Source organism: Streptomyces sp. 5-10, assembly GCF_014712245.1.
Classification (GTDB): Bacteria; Actinomycetota; Actinomycetes; order Streptomycetales; family Streptomycetaceae; genus Streptomyces; species Streptomyces violaceusniger.
This window is the reverse complement of sequence record NZ_JACVYG010000220.1, coordinates 1-711: the sequence shown is the minus strand read 5'-3', so window position 1 is coordinate 711 and position 711 is coordinate 1. Positions and strand designations below refer to the sequence as shown.

Sequence of the window (711 nt, the reverse complement as noted above, 5' to 3'; positions counted from 1 at the left end):
GCCAGGAGCAGATGCTCCACCCCGTGCTCAGCCACCAGATGCCGAGCCACCACACCCGCCAACACACCCGACGCCCCCGTCACCAACACCGTCCCACCAGAGACCAACCGCGCAGACGCCTCGAGGTCCGCTGCGGGCTTGGCCACACGGGACAAGCGCGGAACCAGGACGGTCCCGCCCCGGACCGCCAGTTGCGGCTCCTCACCTGAAGCAAGGGCCCGCACCACCGCGTCCGCTGCAGCGGGGCTGATCTCGTGGTCGGGGTCGTGGTCCAGCAGGAGAAACCGGCCGGGATTCTCCGTCTGCACCGACCGCAACAAACCCCACACCGGAGCCTGCACCAGATCCGCCACATCGTCCCCCGCCTCGGGGGCAATGGCACCGCAAGTGGCCACCACCAGACGAGACCCGAACAGGCGCTCCTCACCCAGCCACTGCTGCACCGAAGACAGCACAGCGGAAAGCGACTCCCGCACCCCGGCAACCACGTCGTCGCCCTCATGCTGTGGGCAGGGCAGGACTACCGTCTCAGGCACCGCCTCGCCCTCATCGAGCGCGCCGATCAACTCAGATACATCGGCGTAGCGGGCATACGCCCCGCCCGCACGGACCACCACCTCACCCAGCCCGGCATCCGACCCCACGAACGCCCACGCACCCCCAGCCACAGCCGGAGAGGGCGTGGCCACCGGCTGCCAGTCCAGCTGGAAC

General features: G+C 69.6%; 1 protein-coding gene. It reads right to left on the bottom strand.

Translation table 11 applies throughout. From position 1 onward, the window contains the following. Positions 1-644, bottom strand: a 644-nt coding sequence (locus IEJ02_RS47900; protein ID WP_191070520.1) for a SpnB-like Rossmann fold domain-containing protein, incomplete at its 3' end; no start/stop codon positions are given. Positions 645-711 lie beyond the last annotated feature (67 nt).